At 70.4% G+C, this 21,418-nt stretch carries 17 protein-coding genes; 13 read left to right on the plus strand and 4 right to left on the minus strand.

Going from position 1 to position 21,418, the window contains the following annotated elements; genetic code table 11:
• Nucleotides 1–149: 149 nt before the first annotated feature.
• Nucleotides 150–794, plus strand: coding sequence for a cyclopropane-fatty-acyl-phospholipid synthase family protein (locus ITJ62_RS04590; protein ID WP_194599870.1), 645 nt, complete (start codon nucleotides 150–152; stop codon nucleotides 792–794).
• 223 nt (nucleotides 795–1,017) lie between these two features.
• On the opposite strand, the gene ITJ62_RS04595 is transcribed toward ITJ62_RS04590, so the two are convergent.
• A complete protein-coding gene (locus tag ITJ62_RS04595) occupies nucleotides 1,018–2,088 on the minus strand; it encodes a LacI family DNA-binding transcriptional regulator (RefSeq protein ID WP_194599871.1) in 1,071 nt (356 codons plus the stop codon).
• Between the two features lie 208 nt (nucleotides 2,089–2,296).
• Here ITJ62_RS04595 and ITJ62_RS04600 point away from each other — a divergent pair, with 208 nt between their 5' ends.
• The 5 genes from ITJ62_RS04600 (at nucleotide 2,297) to ITJ62_RS04620 (ending at nucleotide 7,012) form a co-directional block, all read left to right on the plus strand.
• Nucleotides 2,297–3,169 carry an ABC transporter substrate-binding protein gene (locus ITJ62_RS04600; RefSeq protein ID WP_071261542.1) on the plus strand — a complete coding sequence of 291 codons (873 nt, stop codon included), beginning with the start codon at nucleotides 2,297–2,299 and terminating at the stop codon, nucleotides 3,167–3,169.
• Nucleotides 3,170–3,238: 69 nt separating this feature from the next.
• On the plus strand, nucleotides 3,239–4,027 hold the full coding sequence (locus ITJ62_RS04605; RefSeq protein ID WP_064293894.1) for an amino acid ABC transporter permease: 789 nt from the start codon (nucleotides 3,239–3,241) through the stop codon (nucleotides 4,025–4,027).
• On the plus strand, nucleotides 4,024–4,794 hold the full coding sequence (locus ITJ62_RS04610) for an amino acid ABC transporter ATP-binding protein (protein WP_064293895.1): 771 nt from the start codon (nucleotides 4,024–4,026) through the stop codon (nucleotides 4,792–4,794). The genes ITJ62_RS04605 and ITJ62_RS04610 overlap by 4 nt, the downstream gene beginning before the upstream one ends.
• An 11-nt stretch (nucleotides 4,795–4,805) precedes the next feature.
• Entirely contained in the window at nucleotides 4,806–5,879 is a 1,074-nt protein-coding gene (locus ITJ62_RS04615; protein WP_370581815.1) for a Gfo/Idh/MocA family oxidoreductase, read from the plus strand.
• A complete protein-coding gene (locus ITJ62_RS04620; RefSeq protein ID WP_194599873.1) occupies nucleotides 5,876–7,012 on the plus strand; it encodes an FAD-binding oxidoreductase in 1,137 nt (378 codons plus the stop codon). Before ITJ62_RS04615 ends, ITJ62_RS04620 begins: the two co-directional genes overlap by 4 nt.
• Nucleotides 7,013–7,260: 248 nt before the next feature.
• Here ITJ62_RS04620 and argG read toward each other — a convergent pair whose 3' ends face one another.
• Together argG and ITJ62_RS04630 are read right to left on the minus strand one after the other, a co-directional pair.
• Complete coding sequence (argG, locus tag ITJ62_RS04625) at nucleotides 7,261–8,700, minus strand: argininosuccinate synthase (RefSeq protein ID WP_071261487.1); 1,440 nt, start codon at nucleotides 8,698–8,700, stop codon at nucleotides 7,261–7,263.
• A gap of 293 nt (nucleotides 8,701–8,993) precedes the next feature.
• Entirely contained in the window at nucleotides 8,994–10,973 is a 1,980-nt protein-coding gene (locus ITJ62_RS04630; protein WP_194599874.1) for a M13 family metallopeptidase, read from the minus strand.
• Nucleotides 10,974–11,123: 150 nt separating this feature from the next.
• On the opposite strand from ITJ62_RS04630, the gene ITJ62_RS04635 reads away from it, so the two are divergent.
• The 7 genes from ITJ62_RS04635 (at nucleotide 11,124) to ITJ62_RS04665 (ending at nucleotide 20,076) form a co-directional block, all read left to right on the plus strand.
• Complete coding sequence (locus ITJ62_RS04635) at nucleotides 11,124–14,024, plus strand: VTT domain-containing protein (RefSeq protein ID WP_194599875.1); 2,901 nt, start codon at nucleotides 11,124–11,126, stop codon at nucleotides 14,022–14,024.
• A 65-nt stretch (nucleotides 14,025–14,089) separates the two neighbouring features.
• Nucleotides 14,090–15,430 (plus strand): MATE family efflux transporter, encoded by a 1,341-nt coding sequence (locus tag ITJ62_RS04640; protein ID WP_370581816.1) that lies wholly within the window; start codon nucleotides 14,090–14,092, stop codon nucleotides 15,428–15,430.
• Between the two features lie 98 nt (nucleotides 15,431–15,528).
• Complete coding sequence (locus ITJ62_RS04645) at nucleotides 15,529–16,104, plus strand: hypothetical protein (protein ID WP_137242804.1); 576 nt, start codon at nucleotides 15,529–15,531, stop codon at nucleotides 16,102–16,104.
• Between the two features lie 183 nt (nucleotides 16,105–16,287).
• Nucleotides 16,288–17,211 (plus strand): ABC transporter ATP-binding protein, encoded by a 924-nt coding sequence (locus tag ITJ62_RS04650; protein WP_194599876.1) that lies wholly within the window; start codon nucleotides 16,288–16,290, stop codon nucleotides 17,209–17,211.
• Entirely contained in the window at nucleotides 17,208–18,068 is an 861-nt protein-coding gene (locus ITJ62_RS04655) for an ABC transporter permease (protein ID WP_194599877.1), read from the plus strand. The genes ITJ62_RS04650 and ITJ62_RS04655 overlap by 4 nt, the downstream gene beginning before the upstream one ends.
• Before the next feature lie 86 nt (nucleotides 18,069–18,154).
• The gene (locus ITJ62_RS04660) at nucleotides 18,155–19,450 is read left to right on the plus strand and encodes a sensor histidine kinase (protein ID WP_194599878.1); all 1,296 of its coding nucleotides are present in this window, start codon (nucleotides 18,155–18,157) and stop codon (nucleotides 19,448–19,450) included.
• Nucleotides 19,447–20,076, plus strand: coding sequence for a response regulator transcription factor (locus tag ITJ62_RS04665; protein WP_194599879.1), 630 nt, complete (start codon nucleotides 19,447–19,449; stop codon nucleotides 20,074–20,076). The genes ITJ62_RS04660 and ITJ62_RS04665 overlap by 4 nt, the downstream gene beginning before the upstream one ends.
• 26 nt (nucleotides 20,077–20,102) lie before the next feature.
• Here ITJ62_RS04665 and ITJ62_RS04670 read toward each other — a convergent pair whose 3' ends face one another.
• Nucleotides 20,103–21,407 carry a glycoside hydrolase family 125 protein gene (locus ITJ62_RS04670; protein ID WP_194599880.1) on the minus strand — a complete coding sequence of 435 codons (1,305 nt, stop codon included), beginning with the start codon at nucleotides 21,405–21,407 and terminating at the stop codon, nucleotides 20,103–20,105.
• Between the last annotated feature and the right edge of the window lie 11 nt (nucleotides 21,408–21,418).

A 21,418-nucleotide genomic window follows, 5' to 3' on the forward strand; every position in this document is an offset into this window, starting at 1 on the left:
CGATCCGCTCCCTGAACCGTAACCCGGTCACTGAGCCGCGATCCGGTCACTGAGCCTGTAGAAGCGTCGAAGACCACCCGGTGACAACCTCCGTTGCCGTTCCGGCAAGAAACGGCTGTTCGCAGCCGGTGTCACGGCAGGCTGATGCCATGACCTCCGAGCACGAGCCCGCCATCACCGATCCCGCCGCCTTCTGGGAGCACCGCTACAGCAGCCGCGGCCAGGTGTGGAGCGGCAAACCGAACGCCGCCCTCGAGCGAGAGGTGGGCGGATTGGTGCCCGGGACCGCGCTCGAACTCGGCAGTGGAGAGGGCGCCGACGCCGTCTGGCTCGCCCGGCAGGGCTGGTCCGTGACCGCGGTCGACATCTCCCCGAGCGCGCTCGCCCTCGGAGCATCGACCGCGAGCGAGGCGGGGGTCGCCGATCGCATCACCTGGGTGCAGGCCGACCTCGTCGAGTGGGAACCGTCGGCGTCGTTCGATCTCGTCACCGCGACCTTCCTGCACTCCCCCGTCGAGTTCCCCCGGGAGGCCGTGCTGCGCCGTGCAGCGTCCGCGGTCGCTCCCGGCGGCACGCTCCTCGTCGTCGGCCACGCCGGTCCGCCGCCCTGGGCGACCGAGCACATCGCACACGTGCACTTCCCGACGCCCGACGAGGTCCACGCCTCGCTGGAGCTGGAGGCGACCGAGTGGGAGGTCGTCACCGCAGGGCTCGTCGCGCGCGCCGCGATCGGGCCAGACGGCGAGCCCGCCGAGCTCGACGACAGCGTCCTCGTCCTCCGCCGCCGTCCCTAACTCAGGAGCGTCTCGGCGCGTCGCGCCGTCCGGCCGGCGTGTCGCACCCGACACGCCGCAGCGGTCCTGAGTTAGGGACACAACAACACCCGCCGCGCATCCCGGACTGACGGCCTTCCCTCCGTCCCTAACTCAGGAGTGTCCCGGCGCGTCGCGCCGTCCGCCCGGCGTGTCGCGCCCGACACGCCGCAGCCGTCCTGAGTTACGAACCGCGGTCGGCGGGTCAGCGGGTCGGGGGCGCACCCACGGAGCCGCGCTCGATGAGCGTCTGGGCGAGCACGAACTCCTCCGCGACGGCCCCCGCCCCACCGATCCGGGCGATCAACCGGCGTGCGGACTCGGCCCCGAGTTCGTAGATCGGCTGCGACACGACAGTGATCGGCGGCGTGGTGAGGCTCGTCCAGTCGGCGTCGTCGAAGGCGATGAGCGACACGTCGTCGGGGATCGCGAGGCCGAGTTCGCGGATGGTCCGGAAGACCGCGGAGCCGACCAGGCTGTCGGAGGCGATGATCGCGGTCACGGGGTCCGGGTCGCCGAGGACCTTCCGGGTGATGACGTCGATCCCCTCCGCACGCGCGTTGAGGTGGACGGACGCGGCCGGATCCTCGACGCCGGCCTCACGGAGGGCATCCGTGAACCCGTCGATGCGATCGCCGACCGAGGAGGAGCCGACATCGTCCCCTGAGGCATACGGCTCCCCGTGCCCGAGCGTCGAGATGAACGCGATCCGACGGTGTCCGGCGGCGAGGAGGTGCCGGGTGGCCACGGCCGCCCCGGAGGTGTTGTCGGCGACGACCGTGTCGGCCTCCATACCGGCCGCACGGCGGTCGAGGAGCACGACGGGACGCCCCTCGGCGAGCGCCGTTTGTAAACTTCTCGTTTCGATCGAGGAGGCCGGCGTGACGATGAACCCGTCCACGCGCTTGTCGAGGAGGAGCTCGATCGCGGCCGTCTCGGCGTCGACCTCCTCGTCGGAATTGGCGAGGATGAGGTCGAATCCGGCGGCCTGCGCGACGTCGGAGATCCCCCGGGTCGCGCGAGCGAAGAACGGGTTCTCGATATCACCGATGACCACCCCGATGGTGTTGGACTTCCCCGTGTTCATGCTCTTCGCGAGGGCGTTCGGGCGGTAACCGAGGCGTTCCGCGGCGGCCTGCACGCGGTCCCGCACGTCGTCGCTCACGGCCCCGTAATCACCGAGCGCGCGGGCCGCCGTGGCCTTCGAGACCCGAGCCGCCTTCGCGACGTCCGACACCGTCGCCTCGCGTCTGCCGGTACCCGGATCCGTTGCCATGTGCCCTCCGATGGGGTCTGCTGCGTCGTTGACGTTGTCCGAGAACCAGGGTACTGTCCTGGACAACCTGTTGAGACCGGTCTCAACCTATGACATTGAGACCGGTCTCACCAGCAGAACGACAGCAATGGAGCTGGCGGCGTCCACAAGACACGAGCCGACGGTTCCCTCCACGCACCACGAACTCCTCCCCACGATTGGACTCGCCGTGACGAATCGCTTCACCCTCCGCAGGACGGCCCTCCTCGCCGTCGCTGCGGCGACCGCTCTCATCCTCTCCGCGTGCTCCGGTGGTGCCGGAACCGCGAGCAGCACCGAGGACAACCCCTACGGACTCATCACCCCCGGACAGATCCGCGTCGCCAGCCTCGGCGACTCGAAGCCGTACACCTTCACCGACGCCGACGGGACGTTCACCGGCTTCGACGTCGAGCTCTTCACCGACGTCGCCAAGCGGATCGGGATCGACGACGTCGTGTTCACCGGTCAGGACTTCTCCGGTCTGCTCTCCGCCGTCGCGAACGGACAGTTCGACGTCGGTGTCGCGGCCATCGGCATCACCAAGGAGCGCGAGCAGACGGTCGACTTCTCCGACGGCTACCTCGCCGGGTACCTCACGGTCATGGCGGCGAAGGACTCCGGCATCACCGACGCGGACAGCCTCGCCGGCAAGCGCCTCGGCGTCGTCCAGGGAACCCTCCAGGAGGCCTACGCGGTCAAGCACTTCACCGACACCGAGCTCGTGCGCTTCCCCGACAACAACTCGGCGATCTCGGCCGTCAACAGCGGCAGCATCGACGCCCACTTCCTCGACTACGAAGCGGCGAAGGAGTACGCGGCCCAGTACGGGCTCGTGAACGCCATCGACATCCCGTCCTTCGACGCACCGGCCGGGTTCGCGATCGCGAAGGACAAGCCCGAGTTCAAGAAGGCCCTCGACAAGGCCCTCGCCGAGGCGATGGAGGACGGCACCTGGAAGAAGCTCTACCAGAAGTGGTTCCCGGGCTCCCCGATGCCCGAGCAGTACCTGCCGAAGGCGGAGCAGACCTCCAGCCCCAGCCCGACCTCGTCGACCGAGTAGTCCCCGTCTCGTGGTGCGGGCCGAACACCGGCCCGCACCACACCATCCCACCCCTCAGGAGCAGACAGCATGGACTGGCTCGACAGCATCATCAAGACCTTCTTCGACTTCGACGCGATGTGGCAGGTGTTCCCGCAGCTGCTCGGCACCGGGCTCGTGAACACCCTCGTCATCTCGATCGCCGCCACGGTGATCGGCGTCGTCCTCGGCATGATCATCGCCATCATGGGCATCTCGCCCTCACGCTGGCTCCGAGTGCCCGCGCGGATCTACACCGACGTGTTCCGCGGCCTGCCGGCGATCCTCACCATCCTCCTCATCGGCCAGGGCTTCGCCCGCTTCAGCCAGCAGCTGTTCGGCCCCTCGCCCTATCCGCTGGGCATCCTCGCCCTCAGCCTCATCGCCTCCGCCTACATCGGCGAGATCTTCCGCGCCGGCATCCAGAGCGTCGACCGCGGCCAGCTCGAGGCCTGCCGGGCGCTCGGCATGAGCTACGGCAAGGCGATGCGACTCGTCGTGGTGCCGCAGGGCATCCGCCGGGTCCTCCCCGCGCTCGTCAACCAGTTCATCGCCATCGTGAAGGACTCGAGCCTCGTCTACTTCCTCGGGCTCCTCGTGAGCGAACGCGAGCTGTTCCGGGTCGGTCAGGACGCCGCGGTCCTCACCGGCAACCTCTCGCCGCTCGTCATGGCGGGGCTGTTCTACCTCGTCATCACCGTGCCCCTCACCCACCTCGTCAACTTCTTCGACAACCGCTTCCGGACGGGACGCCGGAAGGCCACCCCGCCGAAGAGCGGCCTCGACGAACTCGACGAGGTGCAGCCACCCCTGCCAGTCACCACCGGGAGCAACACATGACCTACACCTCTCCCCTGCCCGTCACCGACGGACACTTCTACCGCGGCTCGAGCCTGGAGCTGCGCGACGTCTCGATGGCCTACGGCGACATCGAGGTCATCCGCGAGGTGAGCATCGACGTCGAGCCCGGCACCACGACGTGCATCATCGGCCCGTCCGGTTCAGGAAAGTCGACGCTGCTCCGCGGGGTGAACCGCCTGCACGAGCCCACCTCCGGCGACGTCCTCCTCGCCGGCGAGAGCGCCCTGAAGATGAAGCCCGAGCGGCTCCGGACGCGGGTCGGCCTCGTCTTCCAGCACTTCAACCTCTTCCCCGACCACACCGCGCTCGAGAACGTGGCCCTCGCGCTCCGCAACGTGAAGGGCATGTCGAAGAGCGAGTCGCTGCGGGTCGCGGCAGCACGCCTCGACGACGTCGGACTCGGCGAGCGGTCGGACCACCGACCCCGCGACCTCTCGGGCGGCCAGCAGCAGCGCGTCGCAATCGCCAGAGCGCTCGCGATGGAGCCCGAGGTCATGCTGTTCGACGAGGCCACGAGCGCCCTCGACCCCGAACTCGTGAAAGGCGTCCTCAACCTCATGGCCGGCCTGGCGCAGCGCGGCATGACGATGCTCGTCGTGACCCACGAGATGGGCTTCGCCCGCAAGGTCGCCGACCAGGTCGTGTTCATGGACGAGGGCCGCGTGGTCGAGGCGGGGACCCCGTCGCAGCTGTTCGACGCACCGCAGAGCCCCCGCCTGCAGCGCTTCCTCTCCGAGGTCCTCTGATGGCGGCGCGCGTGTCCGGCACGATCAGGACGGGCGTCATCGGCTTCGGCACCTCCGGCGCGGTGTTCCACGCGCCGTTCCTCGCCGCGGATCCCGACTACTCGCTTGACCTCGTCGTGACCTCCGACCCGGATCGACGGGCCGAGGCGCTCGGCCGGTACCCGGGTGTCCAGGTGGTGTCGACCGTCGAGGAGCTCTACGGCCGAGCCGACGAACTCGACCTCGTGGTCATCGGCTCGCCGTCCGGCACGCACGCCGCGCTCGCGACAGCCGCCCTGGACGCCGGCCTGCACGTCGTGGTCGACAAGCCGTTCGCCGTCACCGCGGCCGAGGGCCGGGCGGTCGTCGATCGTGCTGCAGCCGCCGACCGCCTCGTCCCGGTCTTCCAGAACCGCCGCTGGGACGGTGACTTCCTGACCGTTCGGCGGCTGCTCGACGAGGGCGCGCTCGGGCACGTCCATCGCTTCGAGTCACGCTTCGAGTGGTGGAAGCCCGATCCGCCCGCATCGTGGAAGACGGCCGCGACCGCCGCGGAGGGCGGTGGCATCCTCTACGACCTCGGCACGCACGTGATCGATCAGGCCATCCAGCTGTTCGGCGAGGTCGAGGACGTCCAGGCGGAACTCGGTGTCGTCCGGCCCGGAGCGGTCGCGGACGACGACGCCTTCGTGGCGTTCCGTCACCGTTCGGGGGTCCGGTCGCACCTGTGGATGGGGTCGCTCGTCGCTCAGGCCGGCCCACGGTTCCGCATCCTCGGCTCCTCCGGCGGCTACACCTCGTGGGGACTCGACGGCCAGGAACCCGCGCTCAAAGCCGGTGCCGATCCTCGGGACGAGGGGTTCGGCCGGCGCGACCCGTCCGGCTGGGGCTCGATCGGCGTCGACGGCGCCACGGAGCCCGTCCCGATGGCCGACGGCGACTACGCCGCCTTCACCCGCCTCCTGGCGACCGCCCTGCACGACGGCGGTCCTCCACCGGTCGATCCGGCCGACGCGATCACCGTCCTCGAGATCATCGAGGCCGTCCACGCGGCCGCAGCACCTCACGAACGCACCACTCCAGAACAGAAAGAGCAGACAGCATGAGCAGCAGCACCCAGACCAGCCGACGCGTCGTCGTGATCGGCGGCGGCATCCTCGGAACGTCCAGCGCCGTCGCCCTCGCCCGCCGAGGTGCCGACGTGACCCTCGTGACCGACCGCTCCCTCGCCAGCGGCGCCTCGGGACGATCGCTCGCCTGGCTGAACTCCGCAGCCCAGCGGTCGAGCGAGTACCACGCGCTCCGTGTCCTCGGGATCGACCGCTGGCGGACCTTCGCCGCGCAGATCCCGAGCGCCGACTTCCTCCGCTTCGACGGCGGACTGATGTGGGCACCGGAGGGCGAGTCCTACGCGGAGACCTTCGCCTACGAGCGCGGCATCGGCTACGACGCCCGGTGGCTGGCTCCGGAGGAGGTCGCCTCGGTCACGCCGGGTGTCGATCCGGCCGCCGTGGCTGCGGAGGGCGCGATCTTCAACCCGGGCGAGGGCTGGGTCGAGCTGCCGTCCGTGATCGAGGTGCTGTCCCGCGAGTTCGTCGCCCGCGGCGGACGGATCGTGACGGACGCCGGCGCCGAGATCGCCTCGTCCGGCGGACGTGCCGTGGGTGCGGTGCTCGCGAACGGCGACCGCATCGAGGCCGACGCGGTCCTGTTGGCCACGGGTCCCGACGTCCCGGCCCAGCTCGCCGCACTCGGCATCACGATCGGCGACCAGAGCCCGGCCGCGTTCGTCGCGTTCACGACGCCCGTCGCATCCGAGCTCGTCGCCGTCCTCAACACGCCGAAGGTGGCCGTCCGTCGCACCAGGGAGGGCGGCTTCGCGCTGGACTCCGCGTGGTCGGAGGAGGAGATCGAGGTCCGCGACGACGGCTCGCTGCACATCTCGGACTCGACCGTGGAGCGGCTGTTGGCCGAGGGATCGCGGGTGCTCGCCGGCAACCCGACCCTCGAACTCAACCACATCGGGGCCGGCTACAAGCCGATCCCCGGGGACGGCGAGCCGGTCTTCGGTGCGGTCCCGCAGCTGCCGGGCCTCTTCACGGCCTTCAGCCACAGCGGTGCGACACTCGGGCTCATCGCCGGTGAACTCCTCGCGGACGAGATCGTCGACGGTGAACCCTCGCCGCTGCTCGCGACCTTCCGGCCCGAGCGGTACGCGGAGTCGCCCGTCCCCGCGTAGGCCTGGTCGGTTCACAACTCAGGACGGCCCCGGCGGGTCGCATCGGCCACCCGGCGTGTCCGGCGGGACGCGCCGCACCGGTCCTGAGTTGTGAACCCCTGCCGTCCCCAACTCAGGAGTCGTCCGGCGTGTCGGCGGGGTTGCAGATCGACACGCCGCGTCCTTCCTGAGTTGGGGCAGGTAGCGCCGACGCGAAACGCCCGCCGCACTCCTGGAGTGCGGCGGGCGTTCGGCGTTGCGGGGTGCGACTAGTCGGTGCCGGAGTCGAACGCGGCGCCCTCGGAAGCGAGGTCGGTCGCGCGCTCGAGGGCGTCGGCGGTCGGGTCGAGGAGTTCGCCGCCGAGGATCTCCTGCGCCTCACCCTGCTCGAGCTTGCCGACGAGGTCCGCGGTCGCGCCGCCGACGATGCCGGCCGCTGCGTACTGCTCGAGCCGCGAGCGCGAGTCCGCGATGTCGAGGTTGCGCATGGTGAGCTGACCGATGCGGTCGTCGGGGCCGAACGCCGCGTCGCCGACGCGCTCCATCGAGAGCTTGTCGGGGTGGTAGCTGAGGCCCGGGCCCGAGGTGTCGAGGATCGTGTAGTCGTCGCCACGGCGCAGACGGATGGAGACCTCACCCGAGACGGCGGAGCCGACCCAGCGCTGGATGGACTCGCGGAGCATGAGCGACTGCGGGTCGAGCCAGCGGCCCTCGTACATGAGGCGGCCGAGTCGGCGACCCTCGTTGTGGTAGTTGGCGACCGTGTCCTCGTTGTGGATCGCGTTGAGCAGACGCTCGTACGCGATGTGGAGGAGCGCCATACCGGGGGCCTCGTAGATGCCGCGGCTCTTCGCCTCGATGATGCGGTTCTCGATCTGGTCGCTCATGCCGAGGCCGTGACGACCACCGATGGCGTTGGCCTCGAGGACCAGCGCGACCGCGTCGGCGTACTCGACGCCGTTGAGCGCGACCGGGCGACCGGCCTCGAAGGTGACGGTGACGACCTCGGAGGCGATCGCGACGTCTTCACGCCAGAACGGCACGCCCATGATCGGCTCGACGAGTTCCATGCCGGAGCTGAGCTCCTCGAGGCGCTTGGCCTCGTGGGTGGCGCCCCAGATGTTGGCGTCGGTGCTGTACGCCTTCTCGGTGGAGTCGCGGTACGGGAAGTCGCGGGCGACGAGCCACTCGCTCATCTCCTTGCGGCCACCGAGCTCGTTGACGAAGTCGACGTCGAGCCACGGCTTGTAGATGCGCAGGCGCGGGTTGGCGAGCAGACCGTAGCGGTAGAACCGCTCGATGTCGTTGCCCTTGTAGGTGGAGCCGTCGCCCCAGATGTCGACGCCGTCCTCCTTCATCGCGCGGACGAGCATGGTGCCCGTCACGGCGCGACCGAGCGGCGTCGTGTTGAAGTAGGTCTTGCCGGCGTTGCGGATGTGGAACGCACCGCACTGGAGGGCGACGAGGCCCTCCTCGACGAGCGCCGACTTCGCGTCGACGAGGCGCGCGATCTCGGCACCGTACTCCTTGGCGCGGTCGGGGACCGCGCCGATGTTCGGTTCGTCCGCCTGGCCGATGTCGGCGGTGTAGGTGCACGGGACGGCACCCTTCTCGCGCATCCAGGCGACGGCGACGGAGGTGTCGAGACCTCCGGAGAAGGCGATGCCGACGCGCTCGCCGACGGGGAGGCTGCTCAAGACTTTAGACACGCCTGCGATTCTACGGGTTCGCGGGGAGTGGAGCACGTCGCCGCCGGTACCGCCTCGCCCGGGCCGGGGGACGGCGGGGGCTGTGGCGATATCGACGGCGACGCTGCTGTGAACCGGACGGATCGGACCAGGTCCGCTCAGGCGCTGTTCGGGTCTCGCGCCATGAGCTTCTCGAGTGCATCGGGATGACGATTCGTCGACTCCAGAGTGATTCTCGCAGCGTCGACCGCACTCCCACATGTCCCACTACTGGGGTCATCGGCAGGGGGCGACAGGCTCCGCGAGACGCGGCGCTACCAGATGGTGACGCGCTCCTCGGGGGCGAGCCATGCCGCGTCGGACTCGGTCACGCCGAACGCCTCGTAGAAGGCGTCGATGTTCCGGACGATCTGGTTGCAGCGGAACTCGTTCGGCGAGTGCGGGTCGATCGACAGCAGTCGGATGACCTCTGCGTCGCGTCCCTTCTGCTGCCAAGCCTGCGCCCAGGAGAGGAAGAACCGCTCCGCGCCGGTGAGGCCGTCGATGACCGGCGGCTCGGCGCCTTCGAGCGACAGCAGGTAGGCCTTCCAGGCGATGCCGAGCCCGCCGAGGTCGCCGATGTTCTCGCCGATCGTCAGGGCGCCGTTCACGTGGTGGTCGGGCACCTGGGCGGGAGCCAGCGCGTTGTACTGCTCGATGAGCGACGCGGTGCGCTCCTCGAACGCCGCGCGGTCGGCCTCGGTCCACCAGTCGGTGAGTCGGCCGTCGCCGTCGAACTTCGACCCCTGGTCGTCGAAGCCGTGCCCGATCTCGTGACCGATGACCGCGCCGATCGCCCCGTAGTTCGCGGCGGCGTCGCGACCGGCGTCGAAGAACGGGTACTGGAGGATGGCGGCGGGGAACACGATCTCGTTGAAGCCGGGGTTGTAGTAGGCGTTGATCGTCTGCGGCGTCATGAACCACTCGTCGCGGTCGAGCGGCTTGCCGATCTTGCCCAGTTCGCGGTCCATCTCGAACCGGCTGGCACGACGGACGTTGCCGAGCAGGTCGTCGGCCTCGAGCTCCAGCGCCGAGTAGTCGCGCCACTTCACGGGGAAACCGATCTTGGGCGTGAACTTGTCGAGCTTCTCCAACGCCCGCGTGCGGGTCTCGGGGCTCATCCACTCGAGGTTCTCGATGCTGTCGCGGTACGCCTCGACGAGGAAGCCGACGAGGACGTCCATCTCGTCCTTCGACGTGGCGCCGAAGTGCCGGTCGACGTAGATACGCCCGACGGCCTCGCCGAGCATGCCCTCGACGAGCGAGACGCCGCGCTTCCAGCGCTCGCGCTGCTGCGGCGTGCCGGTGAGGGTCTTGCCGTAGAAGTCGAAGTTGGCGCGACCGAACTCCTCGGAGAGGTACGGTGCGGCACCGTGGACGACCTTCCAGGCCAGCCAGTCCTTCCAGGACTCGAGCTGCTCGTCGACGAGGAGCTCCCCGAGGCCCTCGAGGAAGCTCGGCTCGCGCACGACGATCTCGGCGAACACCGCGTCGGCGGCGCCGATTGCATCGCGCCAGACGGCGAGGTTCGGGCCGTCGAGGTCGGCGCCCGCGGCGAGCGCCGCCGCTTCGTCCCACGAGTACAGGTTGTACGTCTTCTCGCTGTCGCGGGTGGCGACGTTGTCCCAGTGCTTGGACGCGATCGCCGTCTCGAGGGCGAACACGCGGTCGGCACGTGCGGCAGCGTCGTCGATGCCGGCGAGCTCGAACATCGTCTGGAGGTGTGCGCGGTAGGCCTCGCGGATCTCGGCGAAGGTGTCTTCACGGAAGTAGGACTCGTCGGGCAGCGTGATGCCGCCCTGTTCGGCGAAGACGAGGTAGCGCTCGGGGTTGCCCGGGTCGTTGTCGACGAAGAGCTGCAGGAAGCCGCCGACCCCCTCGGCCTCGAACTCGCCGGACAGGCGGAGGAAGGACTCGATGGAGTCGACCGCTGCGACGCGGGCGAGCTGGTCGGCGAGCGGGGTCGCTCCGAGGGCGTTGGCCCGATCGACGTCCATGAAGCTGGCGTACAGGGCGCCGATCTTCACGCCCTCCTCGCCGTCGGGGTTCGTCTGCGACTCTTCGATGATGTCGCGGACGGCGTTCTCGGCGTCTTCCGCCAGCTGGTGGAAGGAGCCCCAGCGAGCTTTGTCGTCGGGGATCTCGGTGCGGTCCATCCACTTGCCGTTCACGTGGCGGAAGAGGTCGTCCTGCGGCCGCACGGCCGGGTCGAGTTCGGAGCGGTCGATGCCGGAGGCGAGCTGCGCGTCAGTCATGCGGATCAGCCTAGCGACGGCACCTGACCACGGCTCGGGTGTTCTCTCAGAGCGGGCGTATCGCTCTGGACCGAGTCCTGTGGAGGAGCGTCGCGAGCGCTTCGGGGAACGAGGGACTACCGTTGACCCACCCGGCCGGAAGGAGCCCGCGTGGACTGGTTGGCCGACTTCCCGCCCGGCGTCCTGCTCCTCGTCGTCTTCCTGGTCGTCGCGGTCGAGAGCCTCGGCGTGCCGTTGCCGGGAGAGACCGTGCTCATCGGGGCGACCCTCCTCGCCGCGTCGAGCGGCCTGAACCCCGTGTTCGTCGCCGCTGCGGCCGCCGGTGGTGCGATCCTCGGCGACTCGATCGGGTACTGGATCGGCAAGCGGTACGGCCGACGGCTCCTGTCGGTGCTGAACCGCAGGTTCCCGAAGCATGTGGGGCCGAAGCGGCTGGGCGCCGCGGTGCACCTCATGCGGCGGTGGGGGCCGTGGGCGGTGTTCGTCGGACGGTTCATCGCCGTCCTCCGCATCTTCTCCGGACCGCTCGCGGGCATGTTCCGCATGACGTACCCGCACTTCCTCGTCGCCAACGCGGCGGGTGGCATCGCCTGGGCCTCGCTCGTGGTGACGGTCGTCACCGTCCTGGGGAGTGCCGCGACCGAGTTCCTGCACCGCTTCTCCTGGGCGGCGCTCGCACTGGCCGGTGCCGCGGCGCTCGTGATCGCCGTGGTCGTCGTGTTCCGGATCCGTCGTCGTGCTGCCCAGCCGGCCGCTGATCGCGCGCCCGTGTCGATGACCGAGGCGGAGCTCGACGAACTGCTGTCGCCATCCGGGTCGGTCCAGGCCACGACCGACGCCGACGCCCGAATGGACACGCCGACCACCCGGGCCGCCAGCTCGGCCCCCGTCCGCACCGATCTACGCGCCGCGATCGCCGTCGTCCTGACGCCGCTGCGCTGGGCCCTGCGGACGACTCCCGCGACCACCGCCTTCGTCACCGTCTTCGTCGCCCTCGGCGTCGTGACCGGTGGCCTGTGGCGCCCGATCGACCAGGCCGCCTGGTACCCGGCGTTCGCGTACGGGGTGCCGAGCCTCGAAGCCGGGCGCTGGTGGACGGTCCTGACGGGCATGTTCATCACCGCCGACCCGCTCGCCTACCTCATCGCGATCGTCGGCGCGGCCGTGTTCGGCGGGTGGGTCGAGGTCCGTTTCGGCACGCTGCGGGCGTCGGCGATCTTCGTGACCGGCCATCTCATCGGCGTCCTGGGAGCCCTCGGTGCGGCCTTGGCGTTGGCTCGGCTCGACTGGCCGTGGGCGCAGTCCCTCGTGACGACACTCGACGTCGGTCCGAGCTGCGGCATCCTCGCCTGCGTCGCGACCGCGACCGCGTTCATGCGTTCCCCCTACCGGCTGCGCTGGCGGCTGCTGCTCCTGTCATGGGTGTCGATCGCACTCCTCTACGTCGGGAAGATCGACGACCTCGAGCACTTCATCACGACCGTCGTCTTCGTGATCGCGGCCCGCCTCCTCCTCGGCGAGCACCGGTCGACCCCACGACCGACCATGCGCGACTGGCGACTCTTCGCCGTTTCCGGGCTGCTCGTGATCGGTGCGGTGCAGCTGCTCGTCACCCTCGTGCCGCTCGACGGGCCGCTCGGTTCGACCGCCCTGACGCAGGGCTCCATCCTCGACGTCGGGGTCGACACCGTCGCGATCCTGGTGATCGCGAACTGGCTCCGTCGTGGTCATCGCTGGGCCTGGTGGGCGGCGATGGTGCTCACCGTCGGCAACCTGCTGGTCACGCTCGCCCTCATCGCCCTCGCCTGGCTGGCCCAGGTGCCGCTCGTGGCGTCGACCATCTGGATCTCCGCGAGCGTCCTGTGGGTGGGACAGGCGGTGGTCCTCGTGCTGTCGCGCCACGCGTTCCGGGTCGCGGCGAACCAGACCAGGCGACGCCTGCCCGGGGCGATCGGTCCTGGTGCGCGGCGAGCACGCATCAGGGCGGCGCAGCTGCTGCGCGAACACGGCGGCGGACCGCTGGCGGCCTCGGCGCTCCGCCCCGAGAACCGGGTGTTCGTCACCGCCGACGGTGGACACGCGGTCGCCTACCAGCAACATGCCGGCGTCGCGCTGGCCCTCGGCGAGCCGATCGGCGACCCCGGCGGTGCAGTCGCCGCGGTGTCGGCGTTCGCGACGGCGGCCGAGCAGGAGGGGCTCACACCGGCGGTCTTCGCCACCCGCGACGCGCGCATCGTGCCCGAGGGGTGGCGGGTGTCGCCGCTCGGCCGAGACCTCGTGCTCGACCTCAGCGGGGCGGAGGCATCAGAACCCGCTGGTCCGGACGATGCGACGGGAGCCATCGGCGCGGATCCGACGACCTCGATCCTGCTGCCCGCTCGCGAACTGCCGTGGGAGCTCCGCAGCCAGATCCGCGCGCTGTCGTCGGTGTGGGTGTCCGACCGGCACGTGCCCGAGCTCGGTCTCACCGTGGGTTCGAGCATCGACGCCCCCGATGACGACGACCGGGAGCCGACTGCCGCGGTCCGGGTCTCCGTCGTGACCGACGCCGCAGGCGCCGTGCTCGCGGCGGTGTCCTGGTTGCCGATCCCCGGGGCCGGAGGCATCGTGCACGGGTGGGCGCTCGATGCAGTCCGGCGCGCGCTGCTGAAGGACGACGCCGGAACGACAACGGGTGTGGGTGCAGCGTCGGGGGAACACACCAGCCGAGCCGTCGAGCAGGCCCTGACCGACGCCTGCCGACGATTCTCGTCCGAAAGTGCGTCCATGGTCTCGTTCGCTGCTTCCGGGCTGGCACAGGACGGCACCGAGCCCGACGGCGTCGCCGTGCGCACGATGGCCGGCATCGCCCACCGGGTCGACCCGCTCTTCGGCTTCGCGGAGATCGCCGACGTCGCCGAGCGCCTGGGCGCCACCGCCGTGCCGCTGTTCCTCGCCTGCCGCGAGGACGCCGACCAACCGCGGGTGGCCTACGCCGCCGCGGCCGGCTTCCTCACGGGCATCCGCCTGCGCGACCTCCCCCGCCTGAGCGGATCGCTGCTCGCGCGGTAGGCCGTCGACTCGTCCCGCCTCGGACGGCGACGCGGCGTGTCACCACCCGCGGCTAGGCTCGGCGGGTGACCACGGGACAGGACAGGCGACGGCTGCGGCCCGTCGATCGCGACATCCTCCGGCTCGCGGTCCCGGCGCTCGGGGCGCTGATGGCGGAGCCGCTGTTCCTGCTCGCCGACTCCGCGATGATCGGCCACCTCGGCGTCGTGCCGCTCGCTGGCCTCGGGGTTGCGAGCGCGGTCCTGCAGACGGTCATCGGTCTCATGGTGTTCCTCGCCTACGCGACGACGCCCGCGGTCGCCCGGCGCCTCGGACACGGCGACGAACGCGGCGCGGTGTCGCTCGGGGTGGACGGGCTCTGGTTGTCGCTCGGGCTCGGCGTCGTGATCGGTGCGGCCGGATGGTTCCTCTCCCCCACGCTCGTCGGGCTGTTCGGCGCGACCGACGCCGTCGCCCAGCAGGCCGACACCTACCTCGGCATCTCGATGCTCGGCATCCCCGCCATGCTGCTCGTCTTCGGTGCGACCGGGCTCCTCCGCGGCCTGCAGGACACCACCACGCCCCTCGTGGTCGCCGGCGCCGGGTTCGCCGCGAACATCGGCCTCAACTTCCTCTTCATCTACGGCCTCGGACTCGGCATCGCGGGATCCGCCATCGGCACCGTCATCGCGCAGTGGGGCATGGTCGTCGCCTATCTCGTCGTCGTCCTGCGCCACGTACGTCGGACGGGAGCGAGTCTCCGCCCGCACCGCGCCGGCCTCGGTGGCGCGGCCCGTTCCGGTGGGTGGTTGTTCCTCCGTACGGTCAGCCTCCGCGCCGCGATGCTCATCGCCGTGTTCGTCGCGACCGACCTCGGCACCGACGAACTCGCCGGGTTCCAGCTCGTCATGACCCTCTTCGCCACCCTCGCCTTCGCACTCGACGCCCTCGCGATCGCCGCGCAGGCGCTCGTCGGCAAGGGGCTCGGGGCCGGCGACGTGGCAGGGGTGCGTGCCGTCCTCGTCCGCTGCCTGCAGTGGGGCGTCGGCTCGGGGATCGTGCTCGGCCTGGTCATCGCGCTCGCGAGCCCGGTCATCGGCCTGCTCTTCACGAGCGACCCCGACCTCGCGGCGCTCATCGTGCCCGCCATCATCGTGCTCGCCGTCACCACCCCGCTCGGTGGCGTCGTCTTCGTCCTCGACGGCGTCCTCATCGGCGCCGGCGACGCGAAGTACCTCGCGATCACCGGGCTGCTCAACACGCTCGTCTTCCTGCCGTTCGCGCTCGCGGTCCTCGCCTGGGCACCCGGCGGGCAGACCGGGCTCACCTGGTTGGCGCTCACCTTCTTCGTCGGCTACCTCGGTGCGCGTGCGACCACCCTCGGGCTCCGAGCCCGCACGACGGCGTGGATGCGCACCGGGGCCTGACCGACAACTGGGGAGTTGTCCCCATTGAGGCTGCCGCCTCGGTCCCCCATCCTGGAGGTGAGCATCCGTCAACGCTCACGATTCCAGGGGGAACCACCATGTCACTTCGCTCCGCTCACCACCGTCTCCGCGTCTCCGCGGTGACCGCCGTCGCCGTCATCGGGCTCTTCGGGCTCGCCGCCTGCAGTAGTGGCGACGCACCGGCAGACTCCGAACCCTCGACGAGCGCCACGACCGCGCCCGAGGCCACGGAGGACGCTGCCCAGGAAGAGCCGGCATCGGGCGCGACGAAGTGCACCGAAGAGCAGGTCAACACGCTCAGCGCAGCCAGCGGCGTCGCGGTCCCGGCGGCCGCTGTCGCCGCCGCGAAGGCCACCTTCGCTCCGGCCGCGGTCCTCGGCGACCTGCCGACGGTGTGCATCCTCAGCTACGAAGCGGGTGCCGCCTCGGGCAGCTACGCCGTCCTCTCCGGCGGCGCTGCCTCCCTCACCGCAGCGGCCGCGAACGCGACGGCCGGTGGCGCGAGCGTGACCGAAGCCGCCGGTACGTTCACCGGATCGCTCGACGGGCTGACGATCATCGGCATCCCGTTCACCCAGCTCACCCAGGAGACCGCCGGGTTCGAGAACGTCGAGGACCTCGTCGTCGTCGTCTCCACCGCAGCACTCGGCTAGGGCGCCGCAGCGTCCCGCCAGCGCCCATCCGCCCTCGTCGGGCGGGTGGGCGTTCGTGCGTGTCGGCAGACCGAGCCGGAGCGGCGGGGCATCAGGCCGCTCGCGCATCAACCGATCGGTGGATAGGAGGATCAGCCCCTCCACCGCTACCGGTGCGCGCCGCAGCGGACGAGCATGGACACCATGAGCACACGACCGATCATCGAGGTCCGCGGGCTGCGCAAGCAGTACGGCGACTTCACCGCCGTCGACGGGGTCTCCTTCGACATCCACCCGGGCGAGACCTTCGCCCTCCTCGGCCCGAACGGTGCCGGGAAGAGCACCACGATCGAGATCCTCGAGGGCTACCGGCACCGCACCGGCGGTGAGGCGTGCGTCCTCGGTGTCGACCCGGCGAAGGGTGGTCTCGACTGGAAGGCCCGCCTCGGCATCGTCCTCCAGTCGAGCGCCGAGGCCGCCAACGTCACGGTCCGGGAGCAGCTCACGCAGTTCGCCCGGTACTACGCGGACCCGCGGGACGTGGACGAGGTCATCGAGGCGGTCGGGCTCACGAGCAAGGCGGGCACGCGCATCGGCAAGCTCTCGGGCGGCCAGCGTCGGCGGGTGGACGTCGCGCTCGGGGTGGTCGGCCGCCCAGCCCTCCTCTTCCTCGACGAGCCGACGACCGGGTTCGACCCCGAGGCACGTCGGCAGTTCTGGGAACTCATCCGCTCGCTCAAACGCGACGGCACGACCATCCTCCTCACCACCCACTACCTCGACGAAGCCGCCCAGCTCGCCGACCGCGTCGCCGTCATCGCGGCGGGTCGACTCGTGGAGATCGGCGCGGTCGACGAGATCGGCGGCGCCGAGGCCCGGATCCCCGTGGTGCGCTGGCGCGACGAGCACGGCCTCCACGAGGAACGGACCGAGGCGCCGGCCGCACGGGTCGCCGATCTCACCGCGACGCTGGGCGGAGAGCCGCGCGACCTGGAGGTCATCCGTCCGAGCCTCGAGGACATCTACCTCGGGCTCGTCCACGCGGCCGACGGCGCTGCGTCGTCAACCACCCCATCAGCAGCACCGTCACCGACCACACAGGTCACCACGACAGGAGTCGGCGCATGACCACCATCGACCGCACCACCAACGCGCTCGTCCCGGCACTCCCCCGCGGACGCACCCTCCGGCTCGGAGCGAGCCGGATCGGCTACGAGACCCGCATCTACTTCCGCTCCGGCGACCAGGTGTTCTTCACCTTCCTCTTCCCCGTCGTGATGCTCGCGATCTTCTCGACCGCGTTCAGCGCGATGGGGAACGTGGGCGAGGCACCCGACGGCACCGGCGGGGTCAGCCAGGCCGCCTTCTACCTCCCCGGCATGATCGCCGCGGGCATCCTCCTCTCGGGCGTCCAGAACCTCGCGACCGACATCACGACGGAGAAGAGCGACGGCACGCTCAAGCGCCTCGGCGGCAGCCCGCTCCCGGTCATCTCCTACTTCCTCGGGAAGATGGGGCAGGTCCTCGTCACCTCGGTCCTCCAGATCGCGCTGCTGCTGCTCGTCGCCCGGTTCCTGTTCGACGTCGCCCTGCCGACCGAGCCCGAGCGGTGGCTCACCTTCGCCTGGATCTACCTGCTCGGCATCGCCACGTCGGCCGTCCTCGGCATCGCCCTGTCGGCGCTCCCCCGCACGGGCAAGAGCGCGACGGCCGTCATCATCCCGATCGTGCTGGTCCTCCAGTTCATCTCCGGCGTCTACCTCTCGTTCACGATGCTCCCCGAGTGGCTGCAGAGCGTCGCGAGTGTCTTCCCGCTGAAGTGGATCGCGCAGGGCATGCGTTCCGTCTTCCTGCCGGAGGGGTTCGCCTCGCAGGAGCCGTCCGGTGGCTGGGACCTCCCGATGGTCGCGCTCGTCCTCGTCGTCTGGGCGGTCGTCGGCCTCGTCCTCACCCGCCTCACCTTCCGCTGGGTCCGCCGCTCCTAGCCCGCGAACTGTCAGTTCCGGTGGGTGTACGCCGCCGGAACGAGCAGGAAGTGACAGTTCGCGAGCAGGGATGGGAGGGTTGGGACATGGACGGACGACGGTGGTGGGATGTCGCGTTCGGCGCGGGGTGCGTGATCGTGGGCGCGCTCGTGAGCGTCAGCGCGGCCGGGGCACCGGAGCGGGTCGTCGGCGTCTGGATCGTGCTGGCGGCGCTCTGCCTCGTCTACTACACGGCCGGGCGCCGCACCCTCGAGCGTCCGCAGGGTGGGCTTTGGTTCGCGATCACCCTCATCGCCCTCACCGCCGTCGGGACGGCGTTCTCCCCGAACGTCCTGACGCTGCAGTGCCTCGTGTTCCCGCTGCTGTGGGTGCTGACGCCGAAGACGCGGAACGCGATCGTCCTCAACATCGCGAGCGCAGCGACCTTGGCCGTCGGCTTCATCGTCGGGCTGGGCGCCACCCCCGACGTGATCCTGCAGGGGCTCGCGATCCAGAGCGTCTCGCTCGTCTTCGCGCTGTCCCTCGGTCTGTGGATCACCAGGATCGCTGAGCACGGCGACGAGAAGGCACGACTCCTGGTGAGTCTGCAGACCGCTCAGGCCGAATCGGAGCGGGCGAGCCGGGAGGCCGGGGCTGCCGCCGAACGCGAACGCATGGCTCGCGACATCCACGACACCATCGCGCAGAGCCTCACGAGTGTGGTGCTGCTCGCGCAACGCGCCCGTTCCGAGGTCGGCGAGACCGTCGCGGGCACGCCGGACGCCTCCCCGCTGGACGGTCGACCGATCGCCGCCCTCGACAGCATCGACCTCATCGAGAGCACGGCACGCGACGCCCTCCGCGAGGCGAGATCCCTCGTGGCCACGACGGCGGCGATGCCGGCCGCCGACACGACGCTCGGTGACAGCCTCCGCCGCTTGGGCGAGCGGTTCGCCCGCGAGACGGGTGTGTCCGTCGACATCGACGCTCCCTCCGAACGGTTCCAGCGGGCGCCCGAGGTCGTGCTGCTCCGGAGTGCGCAGGAAGGTCTCGCGAACATCCGGAAACACGCCGCCGCCGACCGCGTCGAGCTGGTGCTCGCCGTCGACGACGGCTGGGCCGAACTGCGGATCTCCGACGACGGAGTCGGGATCGCGGACCCGGACGGCGCACTGCTCGGGACCAGTCCGGGCGCGGGCTTCGGGTTGCACGGCATGCACGACCGGGTGACGCTGCTCGGCGGAACGGTGGAACTCACGAGTGCCGCCGGAGCGGGGACGACCGTGCGGGTGCGAGTACCGGTGACGATCGAGGCGGGCCCTTCGACAAGCTCAGGGACCACGGACGGCGTCTCGGCCGGTGGCCCTTCGACAAGCTCAGGGACCAGGGAGGAGGGACGATGACACGGATCAGGATCGTCGTCGCGGACGACCACCCCATCGTGCGGTCGGGCATCGTCGCGCTACTCGGGCGTGCGGACGACCTCGAGGTCGTCGCCGAGGTGGCGGACGGCGCTGCGGCGGTCGCGGCGGCCGAGGAGCACCGGCCGGACCTCGTGCTCATGGACCTGCGCATGCCAATCCTCGGCGGCGCGGAGGCGACGGCGCGCATCGTGCAGCGCGTGCCAGGCGTCCGGGTGCTCGTGCTGACGACCTACGAGACCGACGACGACATCCTCGGCGCGATCGAGGCCGGAGCCGGCGGCTACCTGTTGAAGGCGGCGCCCGAGCAGGAGATCCTGGCCGGCATCCGTTCGGTGGTCGCCGGTCAGACGGTGCTCGCGCCCACGATCGCGGCGACGCTCGTCGGCCGCATGCAGGGTGGGACCCCAGCCCGCCCGCAGCTCAGCGCTCGCGAGCTCGAGGTCCTCGCGCTCGTCGCCGCCGGCAACAGCAACCGGGCGATCGCGGCGGCACTCTTCATCTCGGAGTCGACGGTGAAGACGCACCTGCTGCACGTGTTCGAGAAGCTCGAGGTGGCCGACCGGACACGGGCCGTCACCCGTGCACAGGAGCTGCGGCTGCTCTGAGCCGGCGCACGAGGAGGCGGGTCCGTTCAGTCCCCTCGGGGCACAGCACGCCGCACGTGCGTGCGCAGACCCACCACGTCGAGGACGAACTCGCAGAACATCGCGTTCGCCCAGGAGAACCAGGGGCGGGTGAAGGTGTCGGGGTCGTCCTTGTGGAACGACTCGTGCATGACCCCCGTGCCGGCGTCGGTCCGCAGCAGCGTGTCGAGCAGGCGGGCGCGTTCCTGCTCGTCCTGCGAGGTGAGACCCTCGATGGACAGGGCGATCGGCCAGATGTGGTCGTGGGGTGTGTGCGGGCTCCCGATGCCACGGGCGGCGGACCCGACGAAGTAGCTCGGGTCGTCCTCGCTGAGCAGGAACCGTCTGGTGGCGAGGTACCGGGCGTCGTCGGGCGGGCACCAACCGAGGAACGGCAGCGAGAGCAGACTCGGTACGTTGGCGTCGTCCATCAGGAGCGCATTGCCGAACCCGTCGACCTCGTAGGCGTAGACGTCGCCGTACTGATCGGTCGTCACGACACCGTAGGCGTCGATCGCGGTCTCGAGCTCGCGTCGGAGCGCACCGGCCTCCGCGGCGAGTGCCGCGTCGTCGAGCACATCGGTGGCGATCGATTCGACCCCGGCGAGCGTCACCGCGGCGAAGAGGTTGCCGGGAACGTTGTAGCCGTACCGCCCTGCGTCGTCGCTCGGCCGGAACCCCGACCATGAGAGCCCGGTCCACGCCGTCTCCGGCCCGAGTCCATCGCGGACGAGCGTGTCTGAGAGCGGCGCGTCGAACCGCTGGAACCGGTACGGCGAGCGCTCCTCGTGGTGCTGCTCGACGCGCCAGACCTCCATCGCCGCGACGACGGCGGAGCGGTACCGCGCATCCAGGTGGTCGCGGCGCCCCGTCGCCAGCCAGATGTCGTGTGCCAGCTGGAGCGGGTAGCAGAGCGAGTCGATCTCGTACTTGCGTTCCCACACCCAGGGCGACGCGTCGGTGCGGTCGTCACGGTGGCCGTATCCGTTCGGCTCGGCGTTGAACGCGTTCGCGTAGGGGTTGAGCGCGATCGCGTCGAGCTGTCGGCGGTTGACGGCGACGAGCAGCTCCGCCAACTCGGGGTGGTCGGCTGCGAAATGGAGATAGGGGGCGAGCTGGGCGCTCGAGTCGCGCAACCACATCGCCGGGATGTCGCCAGTGAGCATGAAGACGGTGCCGTCCGGCATGGGCGTCATCGTGCTGTGCAGCGTGTCGGCGAAGCAGCGCTCGAACATCTCGGCAACCCGTTCGTCACTGCGCTCCCGCACAGCCGTCGTCACCTCGGTGATGAGTTCGTCGATCCAAGCGGTCATGGGGATACTCC

The sequence above is a fragment of the Plantibacter sp. VKM Ac-2876 genome (assembly GCF_015350715.1).
Taxonomy (GTDB): Bacteria; Actinomycetota; Actinomycetes; order Actinomycetales; family Microbacteriaceae; genus Plantibacter; species Plantibacter auratus.

Coding starts and splice junctions, on each gene's coding strand:
- ITJ62_RS04605 (WP_064293894.1), top strand. CDS start 3,239: ATGGACTGGCTCGACAGCATCATCAAGACCTTCTTCGACTTCGACGCG.
- ITJ62_RS04620 (WP_194599873.1), top strand. CDS start 5,876: ATGAGCAGCAGCACCCAGACCAGCCGACGCGTCGTCGTGATCGGCGGC.
- ITJ62_RS04650 (WP_194599876.1), top strand. CDS start 16,288: ATGAGCACACGACCGATCATCGAGGTCCGCGGGCTGCGCAAGCAGTAC.
- ITJ62_RS04595 (WP_194599871.1), bottom strand. CDS start 2,088: ATGGCAACGGATCCGGGTACCGGCAGACGCGAGGCGACGGTGTCGGAC.
- ITJ62_RS04655 (WP_194599877.1), top strand. CDS start 17,208: ATGACCACCATCGACCGCACCACCAACGCGCTCGTCCCGGCACTCCCC.
- ITJ62_RS04670 (WP_194599880.1), bottom strand. CDS start 21,407: ATGACCGCTTGGATCGACGAACTCATCACCGAGGTGACGACGGCTGTG.
- ITJ62_RS04630 (WP_194599874.1), bottom strand. CDS start 10,973: ATGACTGACGCGCAGCTCGCCTCCGGCATCGACCGCTCCGAACTCGAC.
- ITJ62_RS04645 (WP_137242804.1), top strand. CDS start 15,529: ATGTCACTTCGCTCCGCTCACCACCGTCTCCGCGTCTCCGCGGTGACC.
- ITJ62_RS04660 (WP_194599878.1), top strand. CDS start 18,155: ATGGACGGACGACGGTGGTGGGATGTCGCGTTCGGCGCGGGGTGCGTG.
- ITJ62_RS04590 (WP_194599870.1), top strand. CDS start 150: ATGACCTCCGAGCACGAGCCCGCCATCACCGATCCCGCCGCCTTCTGG.
- ITJ62_RS04665 (WP_194599879.1), top strand. CDS start 19,447: ATGACACGGATCAGGATCGTCGTCGCGGACGACCACCCCATCGTGCGG.
- ITJ62_RS04610 (WP_064293895.1), top strand. CDS start 4,024: ATGACCTACACCTCTCCCCTGCCCGTCACCGACGGACACTTCTACCGC.